This is a genomic window from Aeromonas sp. 600479, assembly GCF_049175515.1.
Lineage (GTDB): Bacteria > Pseudomonadota > Gammaproteobacteria > Enterobacterales > Aeromonadaceae > Aeromonas > Aeromonas veronii_A.
The window spans coordinates 265,443-283,056 of record NZ_JAAKVF010000002.1; the positions used below are offsets into that span (position 1 = coordinate 265,443).

18 protein-coding genes and 1 riboswitch are annotated in these 17,614 nt (G+C 57.2%); of the genes, 11 read left to right on the forward strand and 7 right to left on the reverse strand.

Going from position 1 to position 17,614, the window contains the following annotated elements; genetic code table 11:
• Positions 1–121: 121 nt before the first annotated feature.
• A complete protein-coding gene (locus G5149_RS03945) occupies positions 122–334 on the forward strand; it encodes a DUF1653 domain-containing protein (RefSeq protein WP_005334366.1) in 213 nt (70 codons plus the stop codon).
• 270 nt (positions 335–604) lie between these two features.
• Positions 605–1,294: an aquaporin Z gene (aqpZ, locus tag G5149_RS03950; protein WP_005334357.1), complete on the forward strand. Its 690-nt coding sequence runs from the start codon at positions 605–607 to the stop codon at positions 1,292–1,294.
• 92 nt (positions 1,295–1,386) lie between these two features.
• Here the strand turns inward: aqpZ and G5149_RS03955 are convergent, their stop codons facing one another.
• Complete coding sequence (locus G5149_RS03955; RefSeq protein WP_419772928.1) at positions 1,387–2,136, reverse strand: lytic transglycosylase domain-containing protein; 750 nt, start codon at positions 2,134–2,136, stop codon at positions 1,387–1,389.
• A gap of 324 nt (positions 2,137–2,460) precedes the next feature.
• Here G5149_RS03955 and G5149_RS03960 point away from each other — a divergent pair, with 324 nt between their 5' ends.
• Complete coding sequence (locus tag G5149_RS03960) at positions 2,461–2,901, forward strand: GNAT family N-acetyltransferase (protein WP_005344181.1); 441 nt, start codon at positions 2,461–2,463, stop codon at positions 2,899–2,901.
• Positions 2,902–2,906: 5 nt separating this feature from the next.
• Here the strand turns inward: G5149_RS03960 and G5149_RS03965 are convergent, their stop codons facing one another.
• Positions 2,907–3,449 (reverse strand): DUF1439 domain-containing protein, encoded by a 543-nt coding sequence (locus tag G5149_RS03965; RefSeq protein ID WP_005344183.1) that lies wholly within the window; start codon positions 3,447–3,449, stop codon positions 2,907–2,909.
• Between the two features lie 95 nt (positions 3,450–3,544).
• On the opposite strand from G5149_RS03965, the gene cls reads away from it, so the two are divergent.
• Positions 3,545–5,026, forward strand: coding sequence for a cardiolipin synthase (cls, locus tag G5149_RS03970; RefSeq protein WP_421211674.1), 1,482 nt, complete (start codon positions 3,545–3,547; stop codon positions 5,024–5,026).
• Positions 5,027–5,133: 107 nt separating this feature from the next.
• The gene (locus tag G5149_RS03975) at positions 5,134–6,396 is read left to right on the forward strand and encodes a DUF945 family protein (RefSeq protein ID WP_337072700.1); all 1,263 of its coding nucleotides are present in this window, start codon (positions 5,134–5,136) and stop codon (positions 6,394–6,396) included.
• A 79-nt stretch (positions 6,397–6,475) separates the two neighbouring features.
• On the opposite strand, the gene purU is transcribed toward G5149_RS03975, so the two are convergent.
• Positions 6,476–7,312 (reverse strand): formyltetrahydrofolate deformylase, encoded by an 837-nt coding sequence (gene purU, locus G5149_RS03980; protein ID WP_115544112.1) that lies wholly within the window; start codon positions 7,310–7,312, stop codon positions 6,476–6,478.
• Between the two features lie 264 nt (positions 7,313–7,576).
• Positions 7,577–7,733, forward strand: a riboswitch (FMN riboswitch).
• Positions 7,734–7,837: 104 nt separating this feature from the next.
• Here purU and ribB point away from each other — a divergent pair.
• Both ribB and G5149_RS03990 read left to right on the forward strand, forming a co-directional pair.
• On the forward strand, positions 7,838–8,491 hold the full coding sequence (gene ribB / locus G5149_RS03985; RefSeq protein ID WP_005344189.1) for a 3,4-dihydroxy-2-butanone-4-phosphate synthase: 654 nt from the start codon (positions 7,838–7,840) through the stop codon (positions 8,489–8,491).
• Between the two features lie 226 nt (positions 8,492–8,717).
• Complete coding sequence (locus G5149_RS03990) at positions 8,718–8,960, forward strand: Lpp/OprI family alanine-zipper lipoprotein (protein WP_005334342.1); 243 nt, start codon at positions 8,718–8,720, stop codon at positions 8,958–8,960.
• 156 nt (positions 8,961–9,116) lie between these two features.
• Here the strand turns inward: G5149_RS03990 and G5149_RS03995 are convergent, their stop codons facing one another.
• Both G5149_RS03995 and G5149_RS04000 read right to left on the reverse strand, forming a co-directional pair.
• Positions 9,117–9,965, reverse strand: a complete 849-nt coding sequence (locus G5149_RS03995) for a tetratricopeptide repeat protein (protein ID WP_337072701.1) — start codon at positions 9,963–9,965, stop codon at positions 9,117–9,119.
• Complete coding sequence (locus G5149_RS04000) at positions 9,962–10,684, reverse strand: 4'-phosphopantetheinyl transferase family protein (RefSeq protein ID WP_337072702.1); 723 nt, start codon at positions 10,682–10,684, stop codon at positions 9,962–9,964. The genes G5149_RS03995 and G5149_RS04000 overlap by 4 nt, the downstream gene beginning before the upstream one ends.
• A 275-nt stretch (positions 10,685–10,959) precedes the next feature.
• Here G5149_RS04000 and G5149_RS04005 point away from each other — a divergent pair, with 275 nt between their 5' ends.
• The 4 genes from G5149_RS04005 (at position 10,960) to G5149_RS04020 (ending at position 15,199) form a co-directional block, all read left to right on the forward strand.
• Positions 10,960–11,448, forward strand: a complete 489-nt coding sequence (locus G5149_RS04005; RefSeq protein ID WP_005334331.1) for a C40 family peptidase — start codon at positions 10,960–10,962, stop codon at positions 11,446–11,448.
• 148 nt (positions 11,449–11,596) lie between these two features.
• A complete protein-coding gene (gene rlmF / locus G5149_RS04010) occupies positions 11,597–12,568 on the forward strand; it encodes a 23S rRNA (adenine(1618)-N(6))-methyltransferase RlmF (RefSeq protein WP_337072703.1) in 972 nt (323 codons plus the stop codon).
• Between the two features lie 245 nt (positions 12,569–12,813).
• Complete coding sequence (locus G5149_RS04015) at positions 12,814–13,539, forward strand: MaoC family dehydratase (protein WP_337072704.1); 726 nt, start codon at positions 12,814–12,816, stop codon at positions 13,537–13,539.
• 244 nt (positions 13,540–13,783) lie between these two features.
• Positions 13,784–15,199 carry a DASS family sodium-coupled anion symporter gene (locus G5149_RS04020; protein WP_337072705.1) on the forward strand — a complete coding sequence of 472 codons (1,416 nt, stop codon included), beginning with the start codon at positions 13,784–13,786 and terminating at the stop codon, positions 15,197–15,199.
• A gap of 66 nt (positions 15,200–15,265) precedes the next feature.
• Here the strand turns inward: G5149_RS04020 and G5149_RS04025 are convergent, their stop codons facing one another.
• Complete coding sequence (locus G5149_RS04025) at positions 15,266–16,255, reverse strand: DUF481 domain-containing protein (RefSeq protein WP_323913161.1); 990 nt, start codon at positions 16,253–16,255, stop codon at positions 15,266–15,268.
• A 39-nt stretch (positions 16,256–16,294) separates the two neighbouring features.
• Complete coding sequence (locus G5149_RS04030) at positions 16,295–17,251, reverse strand: L,D-transpeptidase family protein (protein WP_216979181.1); 957 nt, start codon at positions 17,249–17,251, stop codon at positions 16,295–16,297.
• Positions 17,252–17,614: the final 363 nt, after the last annotated feature.

The following is a 17,614-nucleotide window of genomic DNA, read 5'->3' on the forward strand; positions in this document are numbered from 1 at the left end:
GTGGCACGATTGGCTTGTGTAAAAAATCGTCTTCGTCCCCCTTTTCGATGAGTTGACTGGCACTCATGGTGTCATCTTTATGTGGTTCGCTCATCGGTGTTCACTTCTGCGAGGTTTTCCCATGCAAGCACCCGTTCCAGGCCGCTATCGCCACTTCAAGGGGGGTTACTATCAAGTGCTTGCCTTGGCTCTGCATACCGAAACCCAGGAGCAGCTGGTCATTTATCAATCCGAGCAGGATGGTCAGGTCTATGCCCGACCCGTCGCCATGTTTATGGAGTGGATTGAGCATCAGGGGCAGGTTGTCAGCCGTTTTGCCCCTGCAGGAGACTGACCACGCCTCCGTTTATATCGTTCAAGGGATGAGCACTCGAGCTAAACGGTGTCACAAGTTGTCGCATGACGCCCTTGGGTATGAGATGTGCAGCCAGCTGTCTTAATGATAAATCCCTTATCTAATCAACTAATTGTGACGAATGTCACATTGAGTGAGCCCCGCCTGCCGGGTTCGCAATCTGGACTCACACTCCCATAATGCTGCGCTTGTTCAAGCATGGGCCTTTCTCGGGTCTTGTTCGGTGTTATCTCAAATGGGAGAAATAATGTGAAACCTGTTGCTGCTGAGTTTATGGGCACTTTCTGGCTGGTATTGGGCGGGTGCGGCAGTGCCGTGCTGGCTGCAGCCTTCCCTCACGTCGGGATTGGTCTGTTGGGGGTCTCGCTGGCTTTCGGTCTGACCGTGCTGACCATGGCGTTTGCCATCGGCCATATCTCCGGTTGCCACCTCAATCCGGCCGTGACCGTCGGTCTGTGGGCGGGTGGTCGTTTTCCGGCATCCGGTGTACTGCCTTATATCGTGGCGCAAGTGTTGGGTGGCATTGCCGCCGCTGCCGTGCTTTACGTGATTGCCAGCGGTCAGGCAGGGTTTGATCTCTCTGCCGGTTTTGCTTCCAACGGCTACGGTGAGCACTCTCCGGGTGGTTACAGTCTGACTGCTGCACTGGTATGCGAAATGGTGATGACCGGTTTCTTCCTGTTTGTCATCATGGGGGCCACTGATAGCCGTGCGCCTGCCGGTTTCGCGCCGATCGCCATCGGTCTGTGCCTGACCCTGATCCACCTCGTCAGCATTCCGGTGACCAATACCTCGGTCAACCCGGCCCGCAGTACCGGTGTTGCGCTGTTTGTCGGTGACTGGGCTATCAGCCAGCTATGGCTGTTCTGGGTTGCCCCGATTGTCGGTGCCATTCTGGGTGCGCTGGCTTATCGCCTGGTGGCGACTGAGCAGAAGTAATCATTTGCGAAACAAAGTGTGGTATCGACACGCCTGCGGGCGTGTTTTTTGTTTCTGGAAGGGTGAGATAAGAGAACTCACCAAGCCAAATGTCAGAGTCCCTTGGCCTGCAGCATCTCTTTGTAGCGTTGATGGAGCAACTGGACGCGCTCTACATAAGCGCGCGTTTCCGCATAGGGCGGAATGCCGCCATGTTTTTGCACTGCGCCAGCCCCGGCGTTGTAGGCCGCAGTTGCCAGCGCAATGTTGCCGTCATACTGTTTGAGCAGTCCTGCCAGGTATTTCACCCCGCCGAAAATATTCTGCTCCGCCAGCAAGGCATTGCCGACCCCCAGCTCCCGCGCTGTGGCTGGCATCAGCTGGGTCAGGCCCATCGCCCCCTTGCGGGAGACCGCCAGTGGATTGAAAGCGGATTCCGCATGGATCAGGGCTCTGATCAGCGCAGGCTCAACCTGATAGGTTTTCGCGGCAGCCTTGATGGTGCTGGCATAGTCATAGAGAAACAGTCCTGTGGTCTGCCAGTTGACGCTGGATTTGGGATCGCAGGCGAAGCAGTCGTTGAACAGCAGCAGTTCGTAATGGCCCTGTTCGGGCGCCATATCGGAGTAACGTACCACCCCGTTTTGCTGCACCGATTTATAGACCTGGATCTGCTTCTTGCCGCCAGCGGCGGTTGCCGCCGTTTGAGCGGTTTCGGGTTGTGGAGCGGGCGCAGCATGACCGACCGAGCGTAAGGGAGAGGGGGCTACGGTCAGGAAGACCACCTCCGCGGGAGGGGGCGTCTGGCTCCATCCGCTCAATGGGATCAACACCATCTGGCCTGCCAGCATCCATGCTTTCAACCGTCACACTCCTTCCAGGGATCATCATGTTGAGTAAAGCACCATGGCGAGTGCAGAACAAGCGTACAAACAGGGAGTTGTGAAGTTGAAGGGGGATTTGGCCGAGGGATGGGGGGATGCCAGAGTATGGCCAGGAGAGGAGCTAAACGGTGGAACTTTCCGGTAGCCAATGGTCATAATCGCCTTATGGAAGTGCTCTAGGATGTTCGCTTTTTTGTTAACAAAATGCGTGCTATCTTGCTTATGTCAGCTGGTCTGGCTAGTTAGTCTTTATCTATTTTTATAATTGATTATAAAGGTATTTTTGTGTCAGGAATGCTGGCGATGGAACTCATCTTCGAGGAGTACTGTGACGCCGATCTCTCCCTTATCAAGGACTATTACGAGACGACTTTTTCCCACTATGTGCCGGATCTGGCCGAGCGGGTCTTTGTCGTACGTGATGCTCACTGGCTGGTAGGGGCAGTTCGGTTGCGGGACGAGGAGGAGTTTTATCATCTGTGCGGCTTTCGTCTGTTGCCTCACTACCAGTCGCTGGGATTGGGTTCACGGCTGTTGCAGCACGCCTGTCACGGCCTGGAGGACAAACCGGTAGTCTGTCAGGTACTGCCTTTCGAGAAACCCTTCTATCTCAAGGCCGGTTTTGCCGATATATCCCTCACCCAATTGAGCGGGTCACTCTTCTCCCTTTATGAGCAACAGCAGCAGCAGGGTTATCAGGTGGAGCTGCTGGTACGGGATACCACCCAGCCCCTCCTGAATTGAGCGGGCTAGCGGGGTCTGGTCAGTAGGTGGATTTTACCCGGTGACAGCTCCAGCCCCAGCAGGTTCTCTTTCAGCCAGGCTTGTTGCGGATCCTTGTCATCCAGTCGGTAAACCGGTTTGCTCTCAAGACGCTTCTCCATGCTCTGCAGCAGCATGCCGAGCATCATGCCGAACTTTCTCTCTGCCGCCTCCGGTTCCAGCTTGTACTCCACCAGTTTCATGTTGTCGAGAAACAGCGCGCTCTGACTCTTGTCATAGCGGGGCCTCGCCTCATAGGTCATCTGCAGGCGGGCGTCATATTCGGTATTGTCGGGCAGGGCGATCTTGAGCTTGCCCTTGCCATAGACTCGGGCGGTGTCTGGTTGTTGACGGCCAATCTGGACATCGCTCTGCTCCAGCTTCACATGGGCCTTGATGATGCCCGGTAGTTCCAGCTGTTTGTCGACTTGCACTTGGGATTGCAGGTACTGATTGATCTGCTGCTCATTGATGTCATATGAGCCTTGACCTAGCATGGCCAGGCTGAGCAGCATGGATTGCAGAATCATGGGGGCAACCTGATAGAATGGATTTGCCTTACAGCATACCATTCCTGACTGGCAGGATCTGCCGACCACTGTTTGTTGATGAGAAGGAGTTACCGTTGCTAAACGGTCTGGAACATGATCTTCACCTGCTGTTCTCCCGCTTTCTGGGCTGGCTGCTACTGCTTTTTCATACCGTTATCGTCGCGGGTGTGTCGTTTCGGGTGGTGATGAAGCGCCGCCCCATCGGGGTGTCGCTGGCCTGGCTGGCGCTGATCTACGCCATTCCGTTTGCCGGTGTCGGCTTTTACTTGCTGTTTGGTGAAATCAAGTTGGGGCGTCGACGTGCCGAGCGGGCACAGGCCATGTACCGCCCTTATGCTATCTGGATCCGTCAGTTGGCCCGCCTTTTCCCCCAGCATTGCTGCGAGGTGGGGGAGAAGGCCCAACCATTGCACGATCTAATCCAGGGGCGGCTGGCTATGCCCATGCTCTCAGGCAACCGGATGACTCTGCTCAGCCAACCTGACCAGATCCTGCATGAGATTGCCCAGGATATTCGCCGTTCTACCCTCTCCTGCTATCTGGAGTTCTATATCTGGCACCCCGGCGGTGATGCCGACGAGGTGTGCGAGGCACTAATGGACGTCGCGCTACGCGGCGTGGATTGTCGTTTGTTGCTCGATTCGGTGGGTAGCAAGCACTTCTTCCGCTCCGGGTGGCCGAAAAAGCTGCGCAAGGCGGGGGTCAAGCTGGTGGAGGTGCTGCCGGTCGGCGCCTGGCGCATCCCGTTCCAGCGGCAGGATTTACGGATGCACCGCAAGCTGGTGGTGCTCGACGACAAGGTGGGCTATACCGGCTCCATGAACATGGTTGATCCGCGTTTCTTCAAGCAGGATGCCGGTGTTGGCCAGTGGGTCGACATCATGATCCGGGTGCAAGGTCCCATGGTACCGCTGATGTGGTCGATCTTCGTCTGGGACTGGGAGGTGGAGACCGGCGAGCGGCTGCTCGACAGTCTGCAGCATGAGCCGGAAGCCTGGCCCCAGACCAACTACCGCGCCCAGTTGATCCCGTCAGGCCCTTTCGTTGGTGGTGACTGTATTCAGCAGAGCCTGCTGCTGGCCATCTACCAGGCGCGCAGCCATCTGGTGCTGACGACCCCCTATTTTGTCCCGGACGATCCGCTGGCCGCCGCACTCAGTTCGGCTGCGGCGCGTGGGGTGCAGGTGCAGCTGGTATTGCCGGCACGTAACGACTCCATCATGGCCAACTATGCCTGCAACGCTTTTATGGAGGAGCTGCTGGAAGCGGGAGTGGAGATCTATCGCTACGATGCCGGCCTGCTCCATACCAAGAGCGTGCTGGTAGATGACGACTTTGCTTTGGTGGGCACGGTCAATCTCGACCGGCGCAGCCTCTGGCTCAACTTCGAGGTGACCTTGCTGGTGGACAACCCTTCTTTCGTGGCCCAGATGACCCGGCTGGTGCAGGGGTATATGGCGGAAGCCACCCCGATGACCCTGGCCCAATGGCAGGCGCGCCCCTGGTACAAGAAAGCGATGGAGAACATCTTCTATCTCTTCAGCCCCTTGCTGTGAGGTGATTACGAGCCACAAGAATGTTGGCTCGTCCTCTGATTGGACTTGCCTAGTCCCGAGTCCGCCCCGTAGAGTGCAGTGACAACTCCCTGGAGACACATGGATATATGAAAAAGATAGTGGCCCTCGCCGTGGGTACGGCACTGGTTGGTGGTGGTCTGGCCGCGTGCTGGTACACGGGCAGCAGTTTCGACAACATCATGGCGGAGCAGATCGCCAAGGTGGAGGACGAAACCGGCATCGACATGCAGTGGCTGCCGGGCAGCAGTAACCTCTTTACCCGTGATGGCATCCTGAAGGTGGTGATCACGCCCGAGGAGCTGGCCTCCATCGACAGCGAGCTGGAAGGCAGCCAGCCCATCGAGTTACAACTGCTGGTCAAGAGCCGGATCCTGCCGCTCTATATCAAGAGCCACTTCCAGCTTGATACCCATAATGGCACCCTGGCGCCAGTTTTCACCGCACTGGGCATGGAGCAGTGGCAACTTGGTCTGGAGTCGGCAACCAGCCTCTGGACCCAAGCCAACAGCAGCCGATTCTGGGCCAATGAGTTCAAGGTAAAACAGGGGCTGGACGAGTTCAGCTTCCTGCCTCTGAACGGCGAGTTTCACGGCAATCTGGAGGGCAGTGGTCACCTCACCATGACCTGGCAGGGGATGACGGTTCATGAAGAGCAGAGCAAGATGGACTTGGTGCTGGCCGACCTGAAAGGGAGTGCCGATGTTGCCGAGATCAGCGGCGTCTTTCTCTCTCCACAGAGCGAGATGAGTCTCTCCGCCCTCACGGTACAACTGCCTGACAGTGTTCGGGTTGCCCTGAAGGGGATGACGACCGAGACCCGTCTTACCGGCGATGATGCCCAGACTCTTTCCAGCAGCTATCAGATGAGCATTGCCAAGCTGGATCTGGAGAACGAGACCGACACCCTGGCGGTGACCGACAGCAAGTTGGCGCTCAACCTCAACGGTCTGGATCTGGAAGGGTATCAGGGGCTGCAGGCCGCTGGTGGCAAGGGAGTTGAAGATGCCGCTATTCAGCAGGCGCTGGATAAGATGCTCAAACGTGGCGCGACCCTTGAACTGGCCGATCTCAGCGCCAAGCTCAACGGTGAGGTGGTGACCATGAAGGGGGACGTGAAGCTGGCCTCCACCTCGCTGGAGCAGCTGTTCAACAGCGACACAGGGATGCAGGCCCTCAGCGGCGTGCTGCATGCCAGCCTCAGCGACAAGCTGGGCAAGGCGGTACCGCAATTGGCCCCCATGCTCGATCAGCTGACCCTCATGGGTTATCTGAAGGCCGACAAGCAAGCGCTGACCTCCGAGCTGAAGCTGGAGAAGGGCGCGGTGACGGTAAACAATCTGTCGCTCTGATGCATGGTGTAGAAACAACAACGGCTCCCGCGGGAGCCGTTGTTGTTGCTGGCGTTTGCATACGTGCCACGTGGACGGATTACTTGAAGACTACCGTCTTGTTGCCGTAGACGAACACCCGCTCGTTCAGTACCAGCTCCAGCGCGCGGCTCAGCACCGATTTCTCTACATCCCGGCCCGCCTTGGCCATGTCGTCCGCACTGAAGGCGTGACCGACGTGGATCACGTCCTGTTCGACGATGGGACCCTCATCCAGATCGTCAGTCACGAAGTGGGCGGTGGCACCGATCAGCTTGACCCCGCGATCGAATGCCTGCCGGTAGGGGCGGGCACCGATGAAAGCGGGCAGGAAGGAGTGGTGGATGTTGAGGATCTTGCGCGGGTAGGCCTCGACGAAGCTCGGTGTCAGCACCCGCATGTACTTGGCCAGGATCACATAGTCAGGCTCATAGCCGTCGATGATGGCACGAACCTGCTCCTCATGCTCTGTCCGGCTCAGACCCTCGTGACTGACGGTGTGGAACGGGATATCGAATTTACCGGTGAGCTCGGCCAGGGTGTCGTAGTTGCCGATCACCGCGACGATATCCATATCCAGCGCGCCCGCGTAGTTCTTCATTAGAATATCGCCGAGGCAGTGGGTCTCCTTGGTCACCAGGATAACGATACGCTTCTTGCCCGCCTTGACCAGACGGCGCTGGGCTCCGGTGGGCAGGGCATCATCAAGGTCGGCCAGCAGGGTCTCGTCGTTGAAGCGCCCTTCCAGCTCGGTACGCATAAAGAAGCGGCCATTCTCGTGATCCACAAACTCATCGTTCTTGATGATGTTGAGCTGATGCTTGTAGCAGATGTTGGTGATCTTGGCGATGAGCCCTTTGGCATCCGGGCAATCCGTGAGCAGTATTTTCTTTTCCATCTCTGTCATTTTCCGTTTGTGGTGTTGGCGCTACTGTCTGCGCCGGCAGCGTTGTTCAGGCTCTCTTTTCGGGCCCTGTTTTTTGTTTCGGGAACTATGCCATAAACCGATCCGCGCCATAAAGAAATTCGCCAGTCGCCAGTCACTGTCTTTCGCGCTGGCGAACGGGTTGAAGAGCGCGATCCTGGGCGCAATGTTGAAACACTTTTCAGCCAGCGGGGATTTTGGCTGGTATCTGCAACCGTTTTTCTTTAGGCTGTCTGCGCTTATTCTCAGGGCGGGGTGCAATTCCCCACCGGCGGTATCCTGATTGACTCGGGGAGCCCGCGAGCGCCCGACTTGGCTGATTGCCGGGTTGGGGTCAGCAGATCCGGTGAGATGCCGGAGCCGACGGTCATAGTCCGGATGAAAGAGGATAAGACAGACATTGCCGCGTTGGCCCTAGTGGGCTGGCCGCTGCATGCTCATCTCTGTCTGCCTTTCCATGCCCTGATTCTGGTCCTTGTCTTGTTTAGGAGTTTTACCATGAATCAGTCTCTACTCAGTGAATTCGGTGATCCCATTGCCCGCGTCGAAGCTGCCCTAACGGCTTTACGTGCCGGAGGCGGCGTGCTGGTGGCCGACGATGAAGATCGGGAGAATGAGGGTGACCTCATTTTCGCAGCAGAATCCATGACCAATGAACAGATGGCGCTGATGATCCGCGAGTGCTCCGGCATCGTCTGCCTCTGCCTGCCCGACGAGCGGGTTCGCCAGCTGGAACTACCGATGATGGTGGAGGCCAACTCCAGCCACTACCAGACCGCGTTTACTGTCACGATAGAAGCGGCGCAGGGGGTCACGACCGGCGTCTCGGCTGCTGATCGCATCACCACTATCCGCGCCGCCATTGCCGACGGCGCCAAGCCCGGTGATCTGCACCGCCCGGGTCACGTTTTCCCTCTGCGGGCGCGAACCGGTGGGGTGCTTACTCGCCGCGGTCACACCGAAGCCACGGTCGATCTGATGCAGCTGGCCGGCCTCAAACCGTTCGGTGTGCTGTGCGAACTGACCAAGGAAGATGGCTCGATGGCCCGTCTGCCGGACCTGGTGGCATTTGGCCGCAAACAGCGGATGCCAGTGCTGACCATCGAGGATCTGGTGCAATATCGTCAGTTGTTGTCAGAACGTACAGCCTGAGCTTCATACGAAATTGTAATAAGGCAAAAATTTGGTTAACCTTTGTCCGTGTCCTCACCATGTGGCACTCATTTTTTAGACGAGTCTGGACAAAAAATGTCCGCTCAAAAAAAAAATGAGGGTTTTAATGCATTTATCTGTGGTGAGGGCTATGCAAAGTATTATTTTTTTGTGCCATAATCACGCCGCTTGCTAAACGTCTGGCGAGTTCAAGGGAGCTTTAAAAATGAAAAAATTGTTGTTGGTAGGTGTTGTTGGTCTGTCCGCTCTGCTGGGTGGTTGTGCAAACACTAGCGAACTGGAAACTTCCGTTCAGAATCTGTCTAACAAAGTTGACCAGCTGGCTCAAGATGTTAGCGCAGTTCGTGCTGATCAGTCCAAAATCGCTGCTGATGTTGCCGAAGCCAAGCAAGAAGCTATGCGTGCTAACCAGCGCATCGACAACATGGCTACTTCCTACAAGAAGTAATCCATGCGAAAAAAATGGCGCAGTTTTGCGCCATTTTTTTTTGCCCAAAATTCACCGTTTCTACACTATACCCACAGCGCCTTCTTCGTACTTGACCCATGAGGTCATGCCGGTCTCCCGGCACTCCCCCATCATTACCAGACAGTTACTATCCGATCAGTAGAGCAGACTATAGAGTTTGCGACGATAGCTCTGCGCCGCCGGTGTGCTGCCCATGGTCGCCAGAATATCAAGATAGGTCTTTCTGGCATCGCCGAATGCCAAGTCCCGTTTGAGGATCGCCAGCAGCAGTTCTAATGCATCTTCCTGACGGCCAGCCTGGTTGTATTGCACAGCCAGTTCTTGTGCCAGGCCAAAATCATCGGGTTGTTCTGCATGGCGGGCTTCCAGCGCACGCAGTTCCGGGCTGTCTGCTGCTTGCAGGGCCAGCGCCAGCCGTGAGCTCAGGGCATGGAAGTGACCATCCTGCGCTACCATCGGGATGGTACCGAGGCGTTCCTGAGCTTCATCCAGCAGATTGAGATCGAGCGCGGCCTGAATGAGCCACAGGCTGATGTCGTGACGCTCCGGAGCGATCTGATGAGCTTTACCCAGATGAGCATAAGCCTCGCCGGGCTGCTCGTCAGCCAGTGCCCGCTGCCCCTTGGCCAGTAGTTCCTCTTCCTCTTTGGGGGCAAATGCTGCGAAATACTGGCGCAGGGTGGCTTCATCCTGCGGCCCTTCGATGATCCCCTGTTCGTCAGGGCGACCCTGATGGAACAACACCAGTGCGGGCAGGGCTCTCAGACCGAGTTGGCTGGCCAGTGGTTGCAACTGGGGATCGTTCATGTCCACCTTGGCCAGAGTGACCTGCTCATTGGTGGGCCCAATCAGCGACTCGATCAGTGGTGTCATCCCCTGACACTCCGGCATCTGCGGAGCATGGAAATAGATGACGACCGGCTTCTTCATGGACGCATCGATAAGTTCTGCATGAAAATTCTGGGGAGTAATGTCGACGATCATGAGTTGGACTCTTCAGAAAGGGTGTTGAGTAACATGGGGTTGAGTGACTGGCAATTCAAGCGCTCATCAAGCCGGTAAAAGGTCACGGGGGTTGCCGCCGCCGCGAGACTGAGCCAGCCGCTGGCAAAGGGCCAATCCTGCACCTGATAAGGGGTGTCATCCAACCGGTTGTCGAGTCGCCATCCTTGCTCCGGAATGAAGCGCACCTTCTCGAGCCCTGCTGCTATACCGCCACCATGGGCTTTCAGAACCGCCTCCTTGCGTGACCAGAGCCGATAGAAAGCACTCTCCTGCTCTTGAGCAGGCAGCGCGCAGAGCCATTCATATTCACTCTGTGCATAAAACCGACGGGCCAGGGGGAGGGGGTGATGCCGCCGTTTGCCCAGTTCGATATCCACCCCAAGCGGCCCCTGCGGGCAAAGCGCCAACACCAGCCAGCTGCCACTGTGGCTCAGATTGAACTGCCAAGCATCATCATGCAGTCGGGGCTTGCCCTGGGGGCCGTTGCAAAATTGCAGAGTGGCTGCAGGTTGTTGCAGCCGCTCGGCCAATAGCTGGCGCAGCAGGGCGCGGCTCACCAGATATTCCTGACGCCGTTCAGAATGGGTCATGGCTTGCCAGATATGCAGCTCATCGGTTGACAGCCATTCAGGCAATTGAGCAAGCAGTTCCTGGCATACCCTGGCCGGTTTTAACAAAAAAAGATCGGTTTCGATCATGATTTTTCACTTTAAAAAGGTGCTGAAGCAGGGATAAAAGCCAGTTATCTATGAGGCCCAAGGCTCTTTTTGCGATTGTATATTGTTTGGGCATGATCACATTAATTATGAAAAATCGTGCATTTCCTTGCAAAAATGTGAGCTTGATAGGGATTTTCACTTGCCTCGATAGAATTCTTGGATATAGTCGGGTGCTGTTGCCTTATAAATTGCCCTTTGGGGCCGTATTTTAACAAGATTTACTATTTAGCGGGGATAAAGGATTGCGCCACCTGATGCTACTGCTGGTCGCGCTCGGAATGGTGGGTTGTGCCTCGGCACCCCAACCCGAGGTCGCGAGCAAGATCGAAGTTTCCATGGTTGAACCTGTCATCGAACCGGAAGCTTCCCAGACACCCGATGTGAATGAAATCCTGACTGTATATAAAGAGTGGCGTGGTGTTCCTTACCGGATGGGTGGTAGCAGCCAGCGCGGTATCGACTGTTCCGCCTTTGCCCGTGAAGTGTTCCGCAATGCCGTCGGTATCGAATTACCCCGCGATACCCGCTCTCAAGTCCACGAAGGGACGCGCGTTTCCAAGCAGGATCTGGTCGAAGGTGATCTGGTCTTCTTCAAAATCAATCGTCGTCTCAACCACGTTGGCATCTATGTCGGCAATGGCGAATTCATCCATGCCTCGACCCGAGCCGGTGTGACGCGCTCCAAGCTGGATAGCCAATACTGGCGCAACAAGTTCTGGCAAGCTCGCCGGATCGATATCTGAGTCAGGCTGGACAAACGGCTCGCAGTACGGACTGTTTTTCCAACCTCACTTGAACCGGGCTCGATAGCCCGGTTTTTTATTGCCCTCGTTTAGACTTTCCCGAGTCAAATCACTATAGTGTGGGCCCGTTTTCTTCGGCAGGCTCAGCATGAAACCCCGCATCCCATCAGCCGGTGGCCCCAAGTCGGGCGACCGCAAATCCGGACTTCACTCCCGTAATCGCCATCAGACGGGTTACGACTTTGAGGCGCTTTGCCTGCGAACTCCCGAATTGGCCGCTCATGTCTTTATCAATGACTACGGCACCCGCACCATCGATTTTTCCAATCCCGATGCAGTGAAGACCCTCAATCGCGCCCTGCTGGCCCATCACTACGGGATTGCCCACTGGGACTTGCCTGCCGGTTACCTCTGCCCACCCATCCCGGGACGGGTGGACTACCTGCACTGGGCGGCCGACCTGCTGGCCGAGAGCGCAGGCCAGCTCCCTACCGGCAAGGGGGTGAGGGTGCTGGATATCGGGGTGGGGGCAAACTGCATCTATCCGCTGCTCGGCTGCCGCGAATATGGCTGGCGTTTTGTGGGATCGGATATCGATCCGGTCTCGGTCAAGGCTGCCACCCTGCTGGCCAAGAGCAACGGACTCGGCAACCTGATTGAGTGCCGCCTGCAGGGTAACCCCAACCATGTGTTTCGCGGCATCATAGGGCCGAAGGAGCGCTTCGCCCTGACGCTATGCAATCCGCCGTTCCATGCGTCGCTGGAGGAGGCAAGCAGGGGAACGGAGCGCAAGCTGCGCAATCTGGGCAAGGAGGTGACAGGCGCCCCTGTGCTCAACTTCGGCGGCCAGAAGGCCGAGCTCTGGTGCGAAGGGGGTGAGGCGGCGTTTCTGGCCAACATGATTGCCCAGAGCAAGGAGTTTGCTACTCAGTGCCTCTGGTTCAGCTCGCTGGTGTCGAAAAAAGAGAACCTGCCGGGGGCGAAAAAGGCGTTGAGCCGGGTGGGGGCGCGTCAGGTACGGGTGATCGACATGGCGCAGGGCAACAAGGTGAGCCGGATCCTCGCCTGGTCCTTTCTGGATGAGGAGGGATTGCGTAGCGGCTGGTCGAGCGCGCGCTGAGTCCCCACCACAAGGCCCGATGAGGGCCTTTTTTCATGATGAGCCCCGCGAATTTCCCCTGCTGGCGGCATCTTTGGCAATCGATTTCCTCATTGGTAGATCGTGCTGGTTTACATGGTGTAAGTAGTTACTTCCGCCTTGGTACAGGTGTACGCCGAGATTTTTTTGCACTTACAGCTGAAACTTTAATAAAATAGGACTGGTTAGACCTCTTTACAGGCATTGAATCAAATAGGGATCGGTAGATGAAAGTTGTCGATTTTCTGAAGCGCAAGCGCGAAATTCTGGCGCAGCACCCCTTTGAGCTCAAGGATTGGCTCTCTCCGGCGATCCGCGACTACTGGCGTGAGTTTCAGCAAAAGGCACATCTTCACCCTTTGCTGGGTCGTGTGCTGGACTTGCAAGCCGAGTCCCAGAGCGAGCAGCAACAGGATGCAGCAACCGTGGCACAAGTAGCCAACGGTCAGCCTGCCGTGGCTCAGGAACCCGCAGTTGAGCTGGGGGCCGAGGCGGCCGAGCTTTATGCTGCCCTGCAGGCCCGCATTGGTGAAGAGACCCATGTCGGCGAGTGGCTGCACGTCAGCCAGCAGATGATCGATCAGTTTGCTGCAGTGACTGGGGATCATCAGTGGATCCACACCGATCCGGAGCGCGCGGCCGCCGAGTCGCCCTTCAAGACCACCATCGCCCACGGCTTCCTGACCCTGGCGCTGCTGCCGCAGTTGACCGGCTCGGTCGATGAGGCCACCCCCGAGTTCCCGACCGCCCGCATGGTGGTGAACTTCGGGCTGGATCAGGTACGTTTCCCGTACCCCATCAAGGTGGACAGCAACATCCGCGCCCGAACCAAGCTGGCCCGGGTCACCCCCATCAAGGGTGGGCTGGAGCTGCTCAAAGAGATCAAGGTGGAGATCGAAGGGGTCCGCCGCCCGGGTTGCGTCATCGAGTCGGTGACCCGCATCTACTTCTGAGCCCCTCATCGGCATGAATGGTGAAACGGGCCCGCTGTCGTGTGCAACGAACAGCGGGCGCGTTTTTTTGCCTGTTTGTTGCAAGGGTTGAGGCGTCAGCCATAGCGCGCCGACCCCAGCTTGATATGACTCACAAAACTGTGCGCCCTGCAGTTAGCCAGCTCTCATTTTGGCGAGTTGGCCGCGTGAGGCGATAGCATGTTATGCCACTATTGGCTTCTTACTCCCGATCCTGGAGACAATAGTGCCCATCAATAACAAGATTATTCTGCCACTGCTGCTGAGCCTCACCATCCTGCTGATCCCGACCCACTGGATCCCGCTGGAGGGGATCACCGTCATCGAGCAGCGGGTCGTGGCCATTTTCGTGCTGGCCGCCCTCTGCTGGATCCTGGAGCCCATCCCTATCTTTGCTACCTCGGTGCTGATCATCGTGCTGGAGCTGCTGCTGCTCTCCGACAAGGGGCTCTGGTTCATGACTGCCGACAAGGCCGAACCGGGGTTTGGTGAGCTGCTCAAGTCCACCGAGGTGATGGCGACCTTTGCCTCGCCGGTCATCATGCTGTTTCTCGGCGGTTTTTTCCTCGCCATTGCGGCGACCAAATACCATCTGGACGTCAATCTGGCGCGGGTGTTGCTGCGCCCGTTTGGTCAGGATCCCCGGATCGTCATGCTGGGGCTGATGTTGATCACCGCCACCTTCTCCATGTTTATGAGCAATACCGCCACCACCGCCATGATGCTGGCCATCCTTACCCCTGTGCTGGCGGCATTTCCCGACAAGGACCCGGCCAAAGTCGGCTTTGTGCTGGCCATTCCGCTGGCGGCCAACCTCGGCGGGATCGGCACTCCCATCGGTACTCCGCCCAACGCAGTGGCCCTCAAATACCTGACCGGCGAGCATGCCATCTCGTTCGGTCAGTGGATGGGATTTGCGGTGCCCTTTGTGGTGTTGCTGTTGCTGCTTGGCTGGTTCCTGCTGGGGCGCTTCTTCCCGAGTTCCCTCAAGCGGATGGATCTCAAGATTGAGGGGCGCTTTATGCAGACCCCCCGCGCCTGGGTGGTCTACCTCACCTTTATCACCACCATAGTACTCTGGCTGCTGGGGGATCTGCACGGCATGAGCTCCTACGTGGTCGCCATGATCCCGGTGGCAGTGTTCCTGACCACCGGCATCATCACCAAGGACGATCTGCACAAGATCTCCCTCGATGTGCTCTGGCTGGTCTCGGGTGGTATCGCGCTGGGGCTGGCGCTGGAGGACTCCGGGTTGGCCGAGCGGCTCATCACCCACATTCCGTTCCACGAATACTCCACGCTGGCGGTGCTGATTGGTGCCTGTCTGCTGGCAGTGGTGATGGCCAACTTCATGTCCAACACCGCAACCGCCAATCTGTTGCTGCCACTGGTGGCGGCACTGGCGGTCAGCATGCCGGAGCTGGCCGAGTGGGGCGGCAGCCACACCTTGATCCTGGCGGTCACCATTTCGGTTTCGCTCGGGATGTCGCTGCCCATCAGTACCCCGCCCAATGCGCTGGCCCACGCCACCGGTCTGGTGGAGAGTCACCAGATGGTGCGCATCGGCGTCATCATGGGGTTGGTCGGCACCCTGCTGGCGATGGTATGGATCTACCAGATTGCCGCCTGGGGGCTGATCTAGCGAGCCTGTCTGCCTAAAGCAAAGAGGAGCCGAATTGGCTCCTCTTTGCGTGTTGGGGATCCGGGGCTAGAAACTGACGCCAAGGCTGAGCAGGTGTCTTAATTCGCTCTCGCGGGGTTCCGGGCTGCCTGTGTCGACAAGGATGTCAGCATCTTCCCAATTCAGCTCACTCGACCAGGAGAGACGCAGATGGTCATTGAAGTAGTAGCGCAACCCTATGCTGCCTTTCAGGTCCTGATTACGGGTGACATAGGGGGAGGGTTGTGCCAGATATTTCAGATAGCGCCCCTGGCTGAACAGTTCCATTTTCTCCTGCCAGAGGGAGAAAGGTTGGCGATAATCCCAGTTCAGGCCAGCGAAGGGGTAGTCTATGACCCGTTCACCCAGAAAAACGCCGGTGATCTTGCTATCTTCACGGAAGTAGAGCCGACTTAGCCCCCCTTGGGCCATCAGCTCCAGTCGGCGGCGCTTGTCGTTCCAAAAGCGATAGCCAGGCCCCGAGCCATAGTCCATGTAGAGATAGCGATCTTTATCCAGCATGTCATATTCGGCATCGAGTGAGGTACGCAAGAACCACTGCTGGTTGAAGAAGTAGTCCAGCGTAGGGTTGAGCTGATAATCATGGCTGTCGGTGACGTTGTCAGCGGTCTCATAGGTGTATTCACCGGAGAAGCTGTAACGCCAGTCCAGATTGGCCAGCTCGCTTTTCCACTTGAGGTTGACGTTGTTGGTCTGCTTGTCATTCTGTTTGAGTTTGACATTGAGATCGCCGCTGCCGGTCCAGAGCCAGGCGTTGCGTTCATCCTGGTCATCCTCGAACAGCTTGAGCCCACCCTTTGCCGTCGCCTTGGGTTTGTCCTCTTTATCGATACGCCAGCGTTTGATGGCCTCTCGCTGGACGGTGACTGCGCCGCTGTAGGGAAGGGCGATGCGCACCGACTGTTCGGTCACCTCCTCGATGTTGCCGGTCAGACGATCGCCATTGTTCATCCAGAGAATGTCCTTGGCCCACAAGGAGTGACAGACCAACAGGAGCAGGAGGGGCAGGAATTTCATGAGGTAAGGTGACTCCGGTGCGACTCGGGCGCTGGTGACTTAACCACTGACAAGTTGGCTGCTGATGGGGCGGGGCAGGCCATTTTTGCTCTCCAGCGCCGCCGTCACCTCATCCTGCATCACGTCAGGTGCACTGATAAAGCTCTCTATGGCCGGAGATAGCACCAGCGGGGCGCCATTTTCAAGCTCCTCTTCGGTGCGGGAGAGCGGGGAGTGCACCTCCAGCCAGCGCCTACCATCCGGTTCGATGGCGACCTTGACCGGTTGATTGATGACCCGCACCGGCGTGCCGATCGGCACAATCTTGAACAGGGCCTCAATATCGTCAGGTCGCAGCCGGATGCAGCCTGCACTTACCCGCAGGCCAACGCCAAAATCCTTGTTGGTGCCGTGGATCAGGTAGTCGCGCTTGCCATAGCCAAGGCGCATGGCGAACTTGCCGAGGGGATTCTCCGGGCCGGGGGGCACCACGGCGGGCAGGGTGATCCCTTTTTGCTCCAGCCAGGATTTGCGCACCATGGGGCCGGGAACCCAGGTCGGGTTGGGATTCTTCTCGATGACGGTGGTGGTCATCTCGGGTGTTTCGCGGCCGATATCGCCAATCCCGATGGGCAGCACGATGACCTCGTTCTTCCCTTTGGGGAAGTAGTAGAGGCGCAGTTCGGGCAGATTGATGACGATCCCCTCGCGAGGCACATCAGGCAGCAGCATCTGGGTGGGCAGCGTCAAGCGGGTGCCCGGCTTGGGTAAATAGGGGTCTACACCCGGATTTGCTTCAAGCAGCGCCAAAAATCCAATTTGTGTATTTTTGCCAACCAGCTCCAGATGTTCATTCTGCTGGATGATGTAATCCTCCAGCTCACCGATTAGGCGACTCCCGGCAGGTGGCAGCGGGTAGCGTTTGGCCTCTGCCGGCGTGGCGCAGAGCAGGATCGCTGCCAGCAGCAGGGAAAGGGCGGGCGTTATGGAGAGGGGTATGAGTTTCGGCAATCGCATAAGGAGATCCATCAGTTCAATCGGGGCGGAACATCATCAACACAGCCGCCAGGATGGCGCGATTGTTCCTCAATCAGCCCATGATTACCAGCTTGCCGCGCACCCGCAATGATTTGGGGATACATAGGAAACCAGCCAAAATCGGCATCACCCATAAATTTGAGTGCCAAGCAGGAAAAAGAGGCGCCTCATGGCAATGGGGGAATATCACGACGTGGATAATGGCCGGGTGTGCGAGCGGGTGGATACAGAGCCATACAAGAGTGGCCTCGCAACGCAGGCCGTGCGTGAAGCATTGTGAGCCTGCTCTCAGATAGCTGATTCAGCCATTTGATATATAAGAAATTTATGTTGCATCCTCGG

Bases quoted from the DNA above. Each gene is read 5' to 3' on its own strand.
- G5149_RS03995 (WP_337072701.1), bottom strand. From the start codon at position 9,965: ATGATCGTCGACATTACTCCCCAGAATTTTCATGCAGAACTTATCGAT.
- G5149_RS03965 (WP_005344183.1), bottom strand. From the start codon at position 3,449: ATGATTCTGCAATCCATGCTGCTCAGCCTGGCCATGCTAGGTCAAGGC.
- G5149_RS03990 (WP_005334342.1), top strand. From the start codon at position 8,718: ATGAAAAAATTGTTGTTGGTAGGTGTTGTTGGTCTGTCCGCTCTGCTG.
- G5149_RS04025 (WP_323913161.1), bottom strand. From the start codon at position 16,255: ATGAAATTCCTGCCCCTCCTGCTCCTGTTGGTCTGTCACTCCTTGTGG.
- G5149_RS03975 (WP_337072700.1), top strand. From the start codon at position 5,134: ATGAAAAAGATAGTGGCCCTCGCCGTGGGTACGGCACTGGTTGGTGGT.
- G5149_RS03945 (WP_005334366.1), top strand. From the start codon at position 122: ATGCAAGCACCCGTTCCAGGCCGCTATCGCCACTTCAAGGGGGGTTAC.
- purU (WP_115544112.1), bottom strand. From the start codon at position 7,312: ATGGAAAAGAAAATACTGCTCACGGATTGCCCGGATGCCAAAGGGCTC.
- G5149_RS04005 (WP_005334331.1), top strand. From the start codon at position 10,960: ATGCTACTGCTGGTCGCGCTCGGAATGGTGGGTTGTGCCTCGGCACCC.
- G5149_RS04030 (WP_216979181.1), bottom strand. From the start codon at position 17,251: ATGCGATTGCCGAAACTCATACCCCTCTCCATAACGCCCGCCCTTTCC.
- ribB (WP_005344189.1), top strand. From the start codon at position 7,838: ATGAATCAGTCTCTACTCAGTGAATTCGGTGATCCCATTGCCCGCGTC.
- G5149_RS04015 (WP_337072704.1), top strand. From the start codon at position 12,814: ATGAAAGTTGTCGATTTTCTGAAGCGCAAGCGCGAAATTCTGGCGCAG.
- G5149_RS03960 (WP_005344181.1), top strand. From the start codon at position 2,461: ATGGAACTCATCTTCGAGGAGTACTGTGACGCCGATCTCTCCCTTATC.
- G5149_RS04000 (WP_337072702.1), bottom strand. From the start codon at position 10,684: ATGATCGAAACCGATCTTTTTTTGTTAAAACCGGCCAGGGTATGCCAG.
- rlmF (WP_337072703.1), top strand. From the start codon at position 11,597: ATGAAACCCCGCATCCCATCAGCCGGTGGCCCCAAGTCGGGCGACCGC.